This is a genomic window from Microbispora sp. KK1-11 (genome assembly GCF_006874435.1).
In the GTDB taxonomy this organism is placed as follows: Bacteria; Actinomycetota; Actinomycetes; order Streptosporangiales; family Streptosporangiaceae; genus Microbispora; species Microbispora catharanthi.
This window is the reverse complement of the sequence record NZ_VIRJ01000020.1, coordinates 31,977-46,155: the sequence shown is the minus strand read 5'-3', so window position 1 is coordinate 46,155 and position 14,179 is coordinate 31,977. Positions and strand designations below refer to the sequence as shown.

The following is a 14,179-nucleotide window of genomic DNA, read 5'->3' as shown; positions in this document are numbered from 1 at the left end:
CCCTACTCGTTCTCCTCGGCCGCGAGAGTCCGGTACGCGGGCCGCAGCAGGTCGAGGAGCGGGATGTGCCTGGCCTTGACCTGCGGCGGGTCCAGCGCGCGCAGCAGCAGGTCGGGAGGCGACCCGGGATCGGCCGGCGGGCCGAGGCGGGCCGGTGAGGCGCCGGCCTCGTAGAAGTCGCCGATCCGCTCGGCGAACGGAACGTCGGCCACATCGAGCAGCCCGGGTACACCGCCGCCGGGCCCACCCTGAACGCGGCCGCCGTGAACGTCGCCGGCGTGGCCGCCTCCGCCGGTGGCGCGGAGGGCGTCGAGCAGCGCCTCCCTGCCCATGCCCCGCCAGGCCAGCACCAGGAACGGGTCGTCGTCGAACGCCTCGGCCAGCAGGTAGAGCACGGCCGACAGGTGCTTGCACGGAAAGCCCCAGTCGGGACAGGAGCAGGCCATGTCCAGGCCGCGCTCGCCCGGGAACAGCGGCAGCCCGCACGCCTCGAAGACCTGCTCGATCTCCGGCGGCATCTCCCCGGCGAGCAGCTTGGCCCGGTGGAGGGCCTGCGCGGCCAGCGCCTCGACCAGCCCCGCCCACTCCCGCGCGCCGTAGGCCGTGACCCGCACGCTCACGTCGTACGGCTCCGGGCGCGAGCCCTGCACCCGGGCCTGCACCAGGCCGGGACCGAGGTCGAGGTCGAGCACCTGGCCCCGTCGCGCGTAGGCCCGCCCCCGGCTCAGCCTGCCCGCGTCGCAGACGCGCTCCAGGATGTCGATGAACCGCCGCGACCACCATTGCTCGCCGATGGAGCCCCGCTTCGAGCGCGCCTTGATGCCGCCCTCGACCCTGATGGGCCGCGCGGCCTCGAACCAGCCGTCCCGCCCGACCGGCATTCAGCTCACCGCCTCGGGGGACAGGCGGAACAGCTCGCGCAGCTCCGCCGTGGACAGCCCGGCGATCCAGTCCTCGCCCGTCCCGACGACGCTTTCTGCCAGGGCCTTCTTGCGCTCGATCATCTCGTCGATCCGCTCCTCCAGGGTCCCTGTGCAGATGAACTTCCTGACCTGCACGTTGCGGGTCTGGCCGATGCGGAACGCCCGGTCGGTGGCCTGGTTCTCCACGGCGGGGTTCCACCACCGGTCCACGTGCACGACGTGGGCGGCGGCGGTGAGGTTGAGCCCGGTGCCGGCGGCCTTGAGCGACAGCAGGAAGATCATCGGCTCGTCCTCGGTCTGGAACCGCTCCACCAGCGCGTCGCGCGTCTTCTTCGGCAGCCCGCCGTGCAGCCACAGCACCGGACGGTCGAGACGCGCCGCCAGATAGGGCTGCAGCATCGAGCCGAACTCGGCGTACTGCGTGAAGACCAGCGCTTTGTCTCCCTCGCTGAGGATCTCCTCGGCCAGCTCCTCCAGCCGGGCCAGCTTCCCCGACCGGCCGGTCAGCCGGGAGCCGTCCTTGAGCAGGTGTGCGGGGTGGTTGCAGACCTGCTTGAGCCTGGTCATCGCGGCCAGGACGTTCCCACGCCGCTCGATGCCCTCGCTGCCGGCGATCCTGTCCATCATGTCCGCGACCACCGCCTGGTAGAGGCTCGCCTGCTCAGGGGTGAGCGTGCACCAGACCTTCATCTCCATCTTGTCCGGCAGGTCGGAGATGATCGTTTTGTCGGTCTTCAGGCGCCGGAGCACGAACGGGCCCGTGGCCCGCTTGAGCGCGGTCGTGGCCACCTCGTCGCCGCGCCGTTCGATCGGCTCCTGGTAGCGGTCGCGGAAGGCCCTCGCCGATCCGAGCAGGCCGGGGTTGCAGAACTCCATGATCGACCACAGCTCGGCCAGATGGTTCTCGACCGGGGTGCCGGTCAGCGCCAGCCTCGTCCGCGCCGGGAGCGAGCGCACCGCCTGGGCCTGCCGGGCGGCGGCGTTCTTGATGGCCTGGGCCTCGTCGCAGACGACCCGGGCCCAGGGGAACCCGGCCAGGGTGTCGTGGTCGCGCAACGCCGTGCCGTACGTCGTGAGCACGAGGTCGGCCACGCGCACCCGCTCGTCCAGTTCCTCGCCGCGCAGGCGGCTCGTGCCGTGATGGAGGTAGACGTCCAGCGAGGGCGCGAAGCGGGCGGCCTCCTTCTGCCAGTTGCTGAGCAGCGACATCGGGCACACCAGCAGCGTCGCCCCCACCTGCTCTCCCTGCTCACGTTCGCGGAGAAGCAGGGACAATGTCTGAAGAGTCTTACCGAGCCCCATATCGTCCGCAAGAATGGCGCCGAGTCCGATTTGGGACATGAAGGTGAGCCAGGCGAGGCCGCGCTCCTGGTAGGGCCGCAGCGTGCCGTGGAAGGCGGCCGGGGTCGCCACGGGTTCGAGACGGCGGTCGGCCTCGCCGGACAGCAGGTCGCCGAGCAGGCCGTCGGCGTCCACCTCGACGAGCGGGAGCTCGTCGTCCCCGCCGTGGACCACCTCCTGGACGACCTCCCCGATCGTCATCTGACCCGAACCACGGCGCTCCACCGCCTTGAGCGCGGCCCCGAGCTGCCGGGCGTCCAGCTCGACCCACTGCCCCCGCAGCCGGACCAGCGGCACCTTGAGCCGGGCCAGCTCGGCCAGCTCCGCCTCGCTGATCGTCTCGTCGCCGACGGCCAGCTCGGCCCGGAAGTCCACGAGCTGCGCCAGCCCGAACCCCTGGTCGGCGGCGGCCCCTGGCCCGGAGCGAGACCGTGCGGTGAGCTTCAGGCCGAGCCGGGCGCGGCCCGCCCACGCGGGCAGCTGCACGCCGAACCCGGCCGACTGGAGGAGGGGCGCGGCGTGCCGGAGGAAGTGGAAGGCCCCCTCCACGTCGAGGCCGACATGCGCCGGCCGGGCCTCCCGCAGCGCGTGGTCGATCGTCGGATAGAGCCGGGCCGCCCGGCCCAGGCCGGCGAGCAGCGTCTCGTCCGGCCGCCCGGGCAGGCCGGGCATGCTCTCGCCCGCCCAGATGAGGGGAGCGGGCACGTAGAGGCTAGGGTCCTCGGCCGACTGGAGGGCGAACTCCACCCGCCACGCCCCCGCGCCCGCCTCGGCTGCGGCGTTCCTCCGGGAGGCGGTATCCGCGTGCGCCGCAGTGTCCGGCAGGACCGGCGGCTCCGCATGGGCCGCGCCCTCCTCGGCTGCCGTCCCCGGGCTCGCGGTCGCCTCGTGGCCGGGCTGCTCCTCGGCCGGGAGGGGCTCGACGAGGCGGAAGCACACCCTGACCGGGCCGTCGAGCTGGTGGGCCGCCCTGAACCAGTCCTCCAGCGGCCGGGCCAGCGCCTCCGCCTCCTCCCGGCGCGCGCCGGGGAGGGCCGCCGTGTCCCCGGTGAGCGCCACCGTCCACCGGTCGGCCAGGGGACCGCGCGGCCCGGGCCGGTGACCGCCGAGCAGGCGCTCCGGCAGTGCCTGCCGCACGGCGGCGTCGGCCAGGCCGGCAAGCGCCTCGATCAGCACATGGGCGGACGGCCGCTCCTCGCCCACGGCCCGGCAGACCGGCGGCATGGCGGCGGCGAGCTCGCGGAAGCGGTCGGCGTGCGCGCCGGTCAACACCGGCCGCCAGCGCGCCGCGTAGCCGCCGTCCTCGTCGACGAGCTGGGGCAGCACCCGGCCGTGTCTCACCAGGTCCCTGGCGTGGGCGGCGACGACCGCCAGATAGCGCAGGGACGGCCCGGCGGCGGGCGGCGGCTCGAACGTCGCCGTCAGCAGCCGCAGCGCGGGCCCCGGCTCGATCAGCAGCACGGGCACCCGCCACGGGCTGATCCTCGGGCGGCGCGCGGTGATCCGCAGGCCGGTCTCCGGCGAGGGGAGGGGACTCGTCGCCGAGCTCGGCAGCAGCAGCACCGCCTCGCCGGACACGGCCTTGCCCGCCGCCTCGGCCGCGGCGTCCCCCCAGCGCGGCAGCTCCGCGGCGAGGGTGCTCGCCGGGGCGGCGAAGGGGTGAGGGCGCACCTCGGCGCGGGAGGCCACCGGCTCCGCGCCGGCCGTCTCCTCCGCCCAGAGCACGAGTCTCCCGCCGTTCCAGGCGGCGTGGATCACGACCACGCCGTTTCCTCCACCCCGAGTGCGAGCCGCCCGCCGCCGCAGGCCGCGTGAATCACGAGCACGCCGTCTCCTCCCGCCAATTCGGAACGCTAGCAGCGGAAACGGGCTTCCGATCCGCCTCCGCCGTCCCCCTGCGGACAACGCACCGCGCTCGCCTGCCTGAGCAGGGCGGCGTCACGCCTCGTCACTCGGTGGGCGGGATCCGTACGTCGGTGTAGCGGCGCAGGTCGTCGCCGTCGAGCGGAGTTCCGGGGAGGGGCGATTCCGCGCCGGCGCGCAGGCCGTCCAGCATGATCTCCACCACGCGCCCCATGGCCTGCTCGTTGTGCATACCCGGCGGCGTGTACACGTTCAGGGTCATCAGCAGGGCGATGTCGCCGGGGCCGACGTCGGCGCGCAGCACGCCGTCCGCCTGCGCCCGTTCGATCATCCGCAGGACGGCGGCGATCACCCGCTGCCGCATCTCGTGCAGGTCCTGGCCGACGCGCATCCGCTGGTGCAGGTGCGGTTCGAGTTTCGCCGGCAGCACGCCCAGCCGCAGGGCCACAGAGCCGCGCAGGAAACGGCACAACGCGTGCCAGGCGTCCGGCTCCTCGCGCCAGGCCGTCTCCGCCAGGTCCACCAGCCGGCGCAGGCTCTCCTCGCCGACCGCCCGGAGGAGCGCGTCCCTGTCGGGGAAGCGGCGGTAGAGCGTGCCGACGCCCACGCCGGCCCGGCGGGCGACCTCCTCCAGCGGCACGTCGACGCCCTGCTCCAGGAACAGCTCCTGGGCCGCCGAGACGATCAGGTCCCGGTTGCGGCGCGCGTCGGCGCGCAGCCCCTTCTCCACTGCCACCTCACCAGGGATCTGGACGATTTTCCTCCGGTTAGGATACCGTCGCTTATGTGGAGGAAATCCTTCCGGTTAGGGGGCACATGATGAGCACAGCGCTGATCTCGGGAGCGGGGATCGCGGGCCCGACGCTGGCCTACTGGCTGGCCAGGCACGGTTTCCGGGTCACGGTGGTGGAACGCGGGGGAAAGCCCCGGTCCAGCGGCAACCCGGTGGACGTCAGAGGGCCGGCCGTCACGGTCGCGGAACGAATGGGCGTCATGCCCCGGCTGCGCCGGGCCGCCACCGGCACGACGGGGGTCAGCTTCGTCGACGCGGCGGGCAGGCGGGTCGGCCGGATGGACATGCGCGCCGTGCAGCGGCCGGGCGAGGTCGAGGTGCCGCGCGGCGACCTCGCGTCGATCCTGTACGGGGCGAGCCGCGACCACGCCGAGTTCCTCTTCGACGACTCCATCACGGCGCTCGGCCAGGACGAGCACGGGGTGGACGTCGCCTTCGAGCATGCCGCCCCCCGCCGCTTCGACCTGGTGATCGGAGCCGACGGCCTGCACTCGGTGACGCGGCGCCTGACGTTCGCCGAGGAGACGGGGGCACCGCAGGGCGGGCCCGTACGCCACATGGGCCTGTACGTCGCGACGACGCCGCTCCCCGAGGGGGCGGCCGGAGCGGGCAGGGACATTCTCCTGCACAACACCCCCGGCAAGGCGATCGCCGTCAATCCCCGGCCCGCGGGCGCGTTCTTCCTCTACCGCAGCCCGGCGGCGCCGGGGTTCGACCACCGCGACACCGAGCAGCACAAGCGGATGCTGATCGACGCCTTCGCGGACGTGTCGTGGCGGGCGCCGGAACTGCTCGAACACGTGCGCACCGCCGGCGACCTCTACTTCGACTCCGTCAGCCAGGTGCGCCTGCCCCGGTGGTGGAAGGGCCGCGTCGCGCTCCTCGGCGACGCCGCGTCCTGCGTGTCGCTGTTCGGGGACGGTTCCACCCTGGCCATGGCGGGGGCGTTCACCCTCGCCGAGGCGCTGGCCGCCCACTCGGGCGATCCCGCGGCGGCCTTTCTGCGGTACGAGGCGGTGCACCGGCGCCTGGTGGAGCCCAAACAGCGCAACGTCGCGCAGGCGTCGGCACTTCTGGCCCCCGCGACGCGGGGCGGCATCCTCGCCAGGAACCTGGCCACCCGCCTGTGGCCCGCCGTGGCCGCCGCCACACGGCTCAAGCACGCTCTCGCGTGGTGAGTGTGCCGGTGGCGGACCCGGCCGGCCACCCGGGGTCGGGGCCGCCGGCGCAGGCCCGCGCGTCGTCCCCTCAGAGGCCGGAGGTCCGCCAGGTGGCGCCGGTCGCGGTGACGGCGAAGGCCTCGTAGCCGTCCAGCTCCTCCACCCACTCCCGGGCGGCGGCGCCCATGGCGAAGGCGCCGGTGGCGTACGCGTCGGCCAGGGCGAGGTCCGGCCCGATCACCGTCACCGAGGCCAGCTCGGTGGCGGGCCTGCCGGTGTGGGGGTCGATGACGTGCGCCCCGCGCTCCGCCGTGCCCGAGGTCGCCACGGCGAGGTCGTTGCCCGACACCACGGCGGCGAGGTCTCCCGGGCGGAGGGGGTGGGCGACGCCGACCCGCCAGGTGCGGCCGGGGACCGCCGCGCCGGACAGCCGCACGTCCCCGCCCCCGTTCACGCAGTGGTCCGGCACGCCCGCCTCGCGCAGCATGGCGGAGGCCCGTTCGACCGCCCATCCCTTGACGATGGCAGAGGGGTCGAGGCGGCCTCCCGGATACGCCGTGAAGTATCCGCGGGACCGGTCGCTCACCGATTCGCACATGCGCAGGATGTCGGCCACCTCCGGCGGGCAGTCGGCCAGGGCGATCTCACCCCGGCCCAGCCGGCTGACCGGGCTGTCCGGCTTGTAGGTCGAGAAGACCTCGTCGACGTGGTGCAGCCAGGCCACCGCCTCCGCGACGTACGGCTCGGCGTCGTCGTGTCCGCCGGAGTGACGTAGGTCGAAGGAGAAGACGGTGCCCATCACGTGCTCGACGTGGCGTGTCACAGGCCGGCCTTGTCGAGCGCGCTCTGCAGGGAGCGGATGTACCCGTCGCTGGTGTAGGTGGCGCCGGAGACCGTGTCGATCTGGGCGGACCTCGCCGACAGCGCCTCCTCGTTGAGGATCGGCAGGGCCTCGTTGTTGATCTCGAGGTCGCGGCGGTTGTTCGCGGGGGCCACCGGCACCTTGATCCCGGCCAGTTGCCCGCCGGAGATCACGATCTGCACCTGCACGGGACCCCAGCGGGTGTCGGCGGAGTCGCCGGTGACGGTCTTCTCACCGCTGGTGGCACCCGCGGTGGCGCCCTGCCCGGTCCACGCCGACCCGGAATCGGAGGAGCCGGAGAAGCCCTCGCCGGGGCGGCCCCCGCCCCCGTCGCCGAACTCGTCGTGGTCGCGGCCGAAGAAGCCGTCGTCCGGGCCCCGCCCGCTCTGGACGCGGTCGCCGTCACCGGCGTCACCGCCCCGCGTGACGGCGGCCGGACGCTCGGCCAGCGAGGTCACCTCGTGCGGTTTGAAGGACAGCAGCAGCACGAGACCGACGGCGGTCGCGAGCACGGCCAGAATGGCTCTGCGCATGGAACTCCCAATCCAGGACGATCAGAACTCGAACGATTCGTGGTGTATGCGGCGCTTCGGCACCCCGGCGGCCCGCAGGGCGGCGGTGACGGCGCCCGTCATCCCGGCCGGCCCGCAGACGTACGCCTCGTGGCCGGGCAGGTCCGGCACCAGCCCGGCGAGCGTCGCGGGCGTGAACGGGTCGCCGATCACGGCCCGGGGGCCGACGCAGTAGTGCAGGGTCGCGCCGCGCGCCGTGGCGATCTCCTCGAGCTCGGCGCGGAACACCAGGTCCCGTTCGTCGCGCGCACGGTAGAGGAGGGTCAGGTCGCCGGGGGCGGCCGGCACCGACTCGAACAGCGCGCGCAGCGGCGTGATGCCGACGCCGCCCGCGACGAGCAGCACCTTGCGCGCCCGGCGCCCGCTCGCGGTGAACGCGCCGTACGGTCCCTCGGCGAGCACCCGGGTGCCGGGCCGCAGCGCGGCGAGAGAGCGGCTCTGGTCGCCCAGGTCCTTCACCGTGATCCGCATCTCGCTCGCGCCGGGCGGGGCGGACAGCGAGTACGGGTTGGGGGACCACCACAGGTCCCTGGTCAGGAACCGCCAGCGGAAGAACTGGCCGGGCTCGGCCCGCAGCCGGTCCAGGCGCCGTCCGGTCACGTACACGGAGACGACTCCGGGAGCCTCGGGCACCACCCGGGAGATCCTCAGGCGGTGCCGCACGGCCAGCCGTACGGGCGTGAGAAAGCGGTACCACGCGATCAGCGCCGCGACGCCCCAGTAGAGGACGTACCAGAAGGTGCGGGCGACCGGGGCCACGGCGAACTCCGCGCCCGTGGCGAGCTGGTGCCCGAAGGCCAGCCACGCGGCCAGATAGGTGTAGAAGTGCAGGTGGAACCAGGTCTCGTAGCGCAGCTTCGGGCGGATCCCGCGGGCGGAGACGACCCCGACGCCCACCAGGAGCAGCAGCGCGACGGTGGCCTTCAGCACGTCGGGATAGGTGAGGTTCAGCGTCGCCGTCTCGCTCACCACGTCGGTGCGGTCGGTCAGCGCGTAACCCCAGATGATCAGCAGCATGTGCGCCACCACCAGGCCGACGACGTAACGGCCGCCCATGGAGTGCCACCGGGCGAGCCGGTCGGAGCCGACGCCGCGCTCCAGCGCGGGGACCCGGGCCATCAGCGCCAGCAGCACGGCGATCGCGTATCCCGCGAGCAGCCCGGTGATGCGCCCCGCGTTCGTCAGCCAGTCGTCGAAGCCCGCGACGCTGGGCGTGTTCGCCCACCACATGCCGATGACCGCCACCACGCCCGCGGCGATGAGCGTCAGGACCGCCTCGGGGCGGGCGCGCACGCTCCGTCGCGGCGGATGCGCGTGCCCGGTCGTCACCGCTGCCCCCGGGAAGGTGGTGGTCACGGATGCCTCCTCGTCGTCATCACGCGACCCACCGTGCCAATGGAACCTCTTGTTTTCCTATGAACCGGGGCACCTGCGGACCATTCATAGGATTCTCTGAGGTGACTCACAGGGTAGGCCCGGTGAGCGGGGAGGACCCTGTAACCATCATGCGTAAGACTTCGAACGACCAGCCCGGACTGGTCCGCCCCGACGGAAACCCCGTACGCGTCCTCGTGGTCGACGACGAACCGGACCTCGTCGAGGTCCTCGCCGCGGTGCTGAAGTACGAGGGGTGGGAGGTGCGCACTGCGGGCGACGGGACGTCGGCCGTGCAGGAGGCGCGGGAGTTCCAGCCCGACGCGGTGCTGCTGGACATGATGCTGCCCGACTTCGACGGGCTGGAGGTGCTGCGCCGCCTGCGTGCCGAGGCCCCGGACGTGTGCGTGCTGTTCCTGACCGCGCGCGACGCGGTGGAGGACCGCATCGCGGGCATCACGGCGGGCGGGGACGACTACGTGACCAAACCGTTCAGCCTGGAGGAGGTGCTCGCCCGGCTGCGCGGGCTGCTGCGCCGCGCCGGCATGGCGCGCAGCGCCGAGGGCGACCGGCTGGTGGTGGGCGACCTGATGATGGACGAGGACGCCCGCGAGGTGACCCGGGACGGGGAGCTGGTCGAGCTCACGCCGACCGAGTTCGAGTTGCTGCGCTTCCTCATGCGCAACCCCCGGCGCGTGCTGAGCAAGGCGCAGATCCTCGACCGCGTCTGGTCGTACGACTTCGGCGGGCAGGCGCACGTGGTCGAGCTGTACATCAGCTACCTGCGCAAGAAGATCGACGCCGGCCGCAGGCCGCTGATCCACACGGTGCGGGGCGTGGGATACGTCCTGCGGCCGTGACCGGTCCGCCGTGACCGGCTCGCCGCGCCAGGCAGCGCCGTCCAGGACAGCGCCGGCCAGGACGGTGCCGCGCCGGGCGGTGCCGCGCACGCGCCGCCTCCTTCGCCTGGTGCCGACGACGCTGCGGGCCCGCCTGGTGGTGGGCACGCTGGTGCTGCTCGTGCTCGCCTGCGCGGCGGCCGGGGCGGCCTCGTCCCTCCTGCTCGAACGGTTCATGGTCGAACGGCTGGACCAGCAGTTGTCCGTGACGGCCGGGCGGTTCGCGGCGAGCCTGGTCCACGAGGAGCGTGAGCACGGGTATCCGCGCAATCCGTACGGCGAGCGCGGGGACTCGCGCGGCCAGGCGACCGGCACGCTGGGCGCGTTCGTCCGGGACGGCGAGGTGGGTGTCGCGGTGGTGGGCCGGGCCGACCCGGTGCTGTCGGCGGCGGACCGCAAGGCGCTGGCCGCCGTCCCGCCCGACGGGCTCGGGCACACGGTGGAGCTGGCCTCGGGCGGCCTCGACGACTACCGGCTGATGGGCGTCCGCGATCCCGACGGGGATCTTCTCGTCACCGGCCTGCCGCTGGACGACGTGCGCACCACCGTGCGGCGCCTGCAGATCGCCGAGATCGGGGTGTTCGCCGTCGTCGTGCTCGTGACCGGAATCGCCGGGGCCGTCTGGGTGAGGCTGTCGCTGCGCCCGCTGGACCGGGTCGCGGCCACGGCCCGGCGCGTGGCCCGCCTGCCGCTCGCCGACGGGGAGGTGGCGCTGCCCGAGGGGGTGCCCGACGAGGACCCCCGCACCGAGATCGGCCAGGTGGGGGAGGCGTTCAACCGCATGCTCGGCCACGTGGGGCGTGCCCTCGCCCACCGCCACGCCAGCGAGCAGCGGATGCGCACCTTCGCCGCCGACGCCAGCCACGAACTGCGCACCCCGCTCGCCGCCGTCCGCGCCCACGTCCAGCTCGCCCGGCGCGACGAGGAGGCCGTTCCCGGCGCCGTGCGGCACGCCCTGGAACGCATCGACGCGGAGTCGGCCCGCATGGGCACGCTCGTGGACGACCTGCTGCTGCTGACCCGGCTCGACGCCGGCCGTCCGCTGGCGCGCGAGGAGGTCGACCTGACCCGCCTGGCCATCGACGCCACCGGCGACGCCCGCGCCTACGGGCCCGACCACCGCTGGAGGCTCGACCTGCCCGAGGAGCCGGTCACCGTGCCCGGGGACCCCGACCGGCTCCACCAGGTGGTGGCCAACCTGCTGGGCAACGCCCGCGCGCACACCCCGTCCGGCACGACGGTGACCGTGGCCTTGTGCGTGCCCGGCCCGGACAAGGTGGAGCTGACCGTGACCGACGACGGCCCCGGCATCCCCGGCGACCTGCAGGCAGAGATCTTCGAGCGGTTCGTCCGCGCCGACAAGGCCCGCACCCGGGCCTCGGGCGGCAGCGGCCTGGGGCTCGCGATCGTCAGGGCGGTGGTGGCCGCGCACGGCGGCACCGTCGACGTCGAGAGCCGTCCCGGCCGTACGGCGTTCCGCGTGGTGCTGCCCGCCGGCCCTGTGGAGTCGGGCAAAGAGCTTCTCGATTGATCCGGACCGTGATGATCGGTTCCGGTAGTGTCGCCCCCGTCCGATACGGGGAGGGGGACATGGCGGGGTTACGGGCGCTTCGTACCGACGATCCGCGGCAGGTGGGCCTCTACCGGCTGGTCGGCCTGCTCGGCGAGGGCGGCCAGGGGACCGTCTACCAGGGCCTGGCCCCGAGCGGTGAGCCGGTGGCGGTGAAACTGCTGCACGCGCGGTTCGCCGGCGACGACCGGGCGCGTGCCCGGTTCGCGGCCGAACTGGACCACGCGCGCAGGGTCGCGGCGTTCTGCACGGCCCGGGTGCTGGACGCCGACGTGGCGGGGGATCGTCCCTACATCGTCAGCGAGTTCGTGGCGGGGCCGTCGCTGGCTGAGGTGATCGCCTCGGGCGGGCCGGTGCGGGGCAGCGGGCTGGAGCGGCTGGCGATCGCGACGGTGACCGCGCTTGCGGCGATCCACGAGGCCGGGGTGGTGCACAGGGATTTCAAGCCGGGCAACGTGATCATGGGCGCGGACGGGCCGCGGGTGATCGACTTCGGGATCGCGCGGGCGCTGGACGCCACCGGCACCATGTCCAGCGCGGTCGTGGGCACCCCCGCCTACATGGCACCCGAGCAGATCGCGGGGCAGGCGGTCGGTCCTGCCGCCGACGTCTTCGCCTGGGCCTGCACGATGGCCTACGCCGCGAACGGGGCCACCCCGTTCGGGCAGGACTCCATCCCCGCGGTCATGCACCGCATCCTGCACGCCGACCCCGACCTGGGCCCCCTCGACGGCGCACTGACCGGCCCGTTGCGCGAGATCCTCACCGTCTGCCTGGCCAAGGACCCCGCCCGCCGCCCCTCCGCCCGGCAGATCCTGCTGAGCCTCCTCGGCGCCGGCCATCCCGCCGACACCCTGCTCGAAGAAGGCGCCCGCGTCGCCGCCCACTCCGGTCCCGGCGCAGGCCCACCGCCGTACGACGGGACGCGGCCCTCCGACGTCCCGCCGCCGCGCACGCTGCCGCTGTCCTCCCCGCCCCCGGCCGCCGCCGGCCCGCGGCCTCCCGCCGGCCGGGGACGCGGCGCGCCGCCGATGATCGTCGCGGCGGTGCTGGCGCTGGGCGGGTTCACGGTGCTTCTGGACGGAACAGCGATCGGGACGGCCCTGCCCACGCTCTGGAGGGACCTGGGAGGGTCGTACGAGGGCGCGCAATGGGTGATCAGCGCCTACCTGCCGGCCTCGACGATGATCATTCCCGTCACGGGATGGCTGGCTCAGCGGTTCGGGGCGAAGGCGGTCTGGATCACCGCGCTCGTCCTGTCGCTGGCCGCCTCGGTCCTGTGCGGGCTGGCCTGGTCGCTCGGCGCCCTCATCGCCTTCCGGGTACTGCAGGGGCTCGGCGCCGGAATGATCCTCCCGCTGAGCCGCATCCTCGCCGTTGAGGTCGCGGGCCGCGAACGGCTCGGCCGGGCCATGGCCCTGATCGCGGTGGCCGTACAGGTGGCGCCCATCGCCGGGCCCGTCGTCGCGGGAGTGGTCGTCGACGTGCTGTCGTGGCGGTGGATCTTCCTGCTCGGTGTCCCCCTGCTGCTGCTGACGAGCCTTCTGTCCGCCGTGATCCCCTCCTCGGCACCCGACCCGGCGGCCGCCGGCCGGCTCGACGTGGGCGGGCTGATCTGCCTGAGCGGTGGGCTGACCGCGGTCGTCTTCGGATTGAGTCAGGTCGGCGGGCCCGCCTCGGTCGCCACGCTCCAGGTCGCGCTCCCCCTGACGGCAGGGGTGGGGCTGCTCGCGGCCTACGCGGGGTGGGCGGCCAGGTCCACCAGGCCCCGGGTGGTGGACGTGCGCCTGTTCCGCGACCGCGCGTTCGCCGCCTCGGCCTCCGCGTCGCTGCTCCACCACTTCGTCTTCGCCGCGGCGTTCCTGGTGCCGCTCTACTTCCAGACCGACGCCGGCCTGTCGGCCTCGCAGGCCGGGCTGCTCTTCGCCGCACAGGGGGTGGGCACGCTCGTCGCGGTGCTCCCGGCCGGCTGGCTCGCCGACGTCTCGCGCAACGCGCGTCTGCCGGTCCTCGCCGGCCTCGCCTTGGTCGCGGCCGGCACGCTTCCCTTCGCCCTCGCCCCGGCGCCCTCGGATCTGATGCCGATGCTGGTCGCGGCACTGTTCGTCCGCGGCGTCGGGCTCGCGTTCGCGGGCACGCCCCTGATGGCGAGTCTCTACCAGTCGCTGCCGGATGCGCAGGTTCCGGCGGCGACGACGGCGAACGCCATGGGCCTGCAGTCCGGCGGGGCCGCGGGGACGGCGACGATGGCGGTGGTGCTGGGGTGGTTCGCCGTCTCCGGCACCTGGAGTTCGGGATACCGCCCGGCGTTCTGGGTGACGCTGGTGGTCGCCGCGCTCACCGTGGTCCCCGCCTTGTTCCTGCCCGCGCGCGAGCCCCGCCGGGCGGGTTCCTGACCACGACCCCATTCGAGGGGGTGCCGTGAAACAAATGTTGCATATGAGGAATACTTAGGCGTTGGGGGGGCAGGGGGGGTCTTTCTTAGCGGAGGTCCCTCCGCGACAAGAGAGGTGTGCAATGACCGCGACCGCTACCGAGCGCCGCACTGCTGACGGGCTTACCCACCCTTGGCCGGATGACCGCTACGAGGTCAGGTGCGACAGGGAGAGCCCGTTCACCGGTAGCCGTGACCGTTACCACTACGCCAAGAACGCCGTGGAGTCGGCGAAGGCGCTGGAGAGAGCGGGGCTCGCCCGCCGCGTTGTGGTCGTCAGGCTGGCGGACGAGACCGTCATCTACGACCGTGTCGGCGACGTGAACCTGCCTCCCGAGTCGTGGTGATCCGGCATGACACAGTGTGACATGTCCGCTCGCGTCTGGTT

Annotated in this window: 11 protein-coding genes; 5 read left to right on the top strand and 6 right to left on the bottom strand. The window is 73.6% G+C overall.

Translation table 11 applies throughout. The features are described from left to right. Positions 1 to 2 precede the first annotated feature (2 nt). From FLW16_RS25985 to FLW16_RS25970, 3 genes are all read right to left on the bottom strand, one after another. A complete protein-coding gene (locus tag FLW16_RS25985; RefSeq protein ID WP_142562763.1) occupies positions 3 to 881 on the bottom strand; it encodes an SWIM zinc finger family protein in 879 nt (292 codons plus the stop codon). Next, a complete protein-coding gene (locus tag FLW16_RS25980) occupies positions 882 to 4,028 on the bottom strand; it encodes an SNF2-related protein (protein WP_185949596.1) in 3,147 nt (1,048 codons plus the stop codon). A 184-nt stretch (positions 4,029 to 4,212) separates the two neighbouring features. Next, positions 4,213 to 4,863, bottom strand: a complete 651-nt coding sequence (locus tag FLW16_RS25970) for a TetR/AcrR family transcriptional regulator (protein WP_185949595.1) — start codon at positions 4,861 to 4,863, stop codon at positions 4,213 to 4,215. 83 nt (positions 4,864 to 4,946) lie between these two features. On the opposite strand from FLW16_RS25970, the gene FLW16_RS25965 reads away from it, so the two are divergent. Then, positions 4,947 to 6,098, top strand: a complete 1,152-nt coding sequence (locus tag FLW16_RS25965) for an FAD-dependent monooxygenase (protein ID WP_185949594.1) — start codon at positions 4,947 to 4,949, stop codon at positions 6,096 to 6,098. Positions 6,099 to 6,168: 70 nt separating this feature from the next. On the opposite strand, the gene FLW16_RS25960 is transcribed toward FLW16_RS25965, so the two are convergent. Genes FLW16_RS25960 through FLW16_RS25950 form a run of 3 tightly spaced genes read right to left on the bottom strand, consistent with a single transcriptional unit; the run spans position 6,169 to position 8,870 of the window. Then, complete coding sequence (locus FLW16_RS25960) at positions 6,169 to 6,903, bottom strand: FAD:protein FMN transferase (RefSeq protein WP_221891295.1); 735 nt, start codon at positions 6,901 to 6,903, stop codon at positions 6,169 to 6,171. Continuing rightward, positions 6,900 to 7,475, bottom strand: coding sequence for an FMN-binding protein (locus tag FLW16_RS25955; RefSeq protein ID WP_142562760.1), 576 nt, complete (start codon positions 7,473 to 7,475; stop codon positions 6,900 to 6,902). Before FLW16_RS25955 ends, FLW16_RS25960 begins: the two co-directional genes overlap by 4 nt. A gap of 21 nt (positions 7,476 to 7,496) precedes the next feature. Continuing rightward, entirely contained in the window at positions 7,497 to 8,870 is a 1,374-nt protein-coding gene (locus FLW16_RS25950; RefSeq protein WP_260615584.1) for a ferredoxin reductase family protein, read from the bottom strand. A gap of 149 nt (positions 8,871 to 9,019) precedes the next feature. Here FLW16_RS25950 and FLW16_RS25945 point away from each other — a divergent pair, with 149 nt between their 5' ends. From FLW16_RS25945 to FLW16_RS25930, 4 genes are all read left to right on the top strand, one after another. Further along, positions 9,020 to 9,748: a response regulator transcription factor gene (locus FLW16_RS25945; protein ID WP_142562759.1), complete on the top strand. Its 729-nt coding sequence runs from the start codon at positions 9,020 to 9,022 to the stop codon at positions 9,746 to 9,748. 109 nt (positions 9,749 to 9,857) lie between these two features. Next, a complete protein-coding gene (locus FLW16_RS25940; RefSeq protein ID WP_221891294.1) occupies positions 9,858 to 11,318 on the top strand; it encodes a cell wall metabolism sensor histidine kinase WalK in 1,461 nt (486 codons plus the stop codon). Positions 11,319 to 11,377: 59 nt separating this feature from the next. Further along, positions 11,378 to 13,753 carry a bifunctional serine/threonine protein kinase/MFS transporter gene (locus tag FLW16_RS25935; protein ID WP_142562757.1) on the top strand — a complete coding sequence of 792 codons (2,376 nt, stop codon included), beginning with the start codon at positions 11,378 to 11,380 and terminating at the stop codon, positions 13,751 to 13,753. Positions 13,754 to 13,874: 121 nt separating this feature from the next. Then, positions 13,875 to 14,138 carry a hypothetical protein gene (locus FLW16_RS25930; RefSeq protein ID WP_139574909.1) on the top strand — a complete coding sequence of 88 codons (264 nt, stop codon included), beginning with the start codon at positions 13,875 to 13,877 and terminating at the stop codon, positions 14,136 to 14,138. Positions 14,139 to 14,179: the final 41 nt, after the last annotated feature.